This is a genomic window from Psychrobacter sp. TB20-MNA-CIBAN-0197 (assembly GCF_040309765.1).
GTDB lineage: Bacteria > Pseudomonadota > Gammaproteobacteria > Pseudomonadales > Moraxellaceae > Psychrobacter > Psychrobacter submarinus.
Genome location: NZ_JBEOPC010000946.1, coordinates 1 through 257, shown reverse-complemented (window position 1 = coordinate 257; position 257 = coordinate 1). Strand labels below are relative to the sequence as shown.

1 protein-coding gene is annotated in these 257 nt (G+C 36.6%); it reads right to left on the bottom strand.

Going from position 1 to position 257, the window contains the following annotated elements:
* Nucleotides 1-257: PDZ domain-containing protein (locus tag AAEY83_RS16670; RefSeq protein ID WP_351060864.1), on the bottom strand; the 257-nt coding region annotated here is incomplete at both ends.

Sequence of the window (257 nt, the reverse complement as noted above, 5' to 3'; positions counted from 1 at the left end):
AAAACCCTTGCTCTATGCCCTGAGCGTTAACCCTAGCTTGAGGTATTACCGATATTATTTTTATAGTGTCTTGTCTTTTTACACTAAATTGTAATGATTTGTTAGCCGATTGGGTAATAAGATTAACTAATTGCTGCCAATTGCTTATTGTTTCACCGTTTACAGCCAAAATTGTGTCATTAACTTGTAAATTAGCGTGTTCTGCAGCTGAGTCTTTAGTTACGGCGGCAATTGTTAAAGTTGCTTGAGGTCTAAAC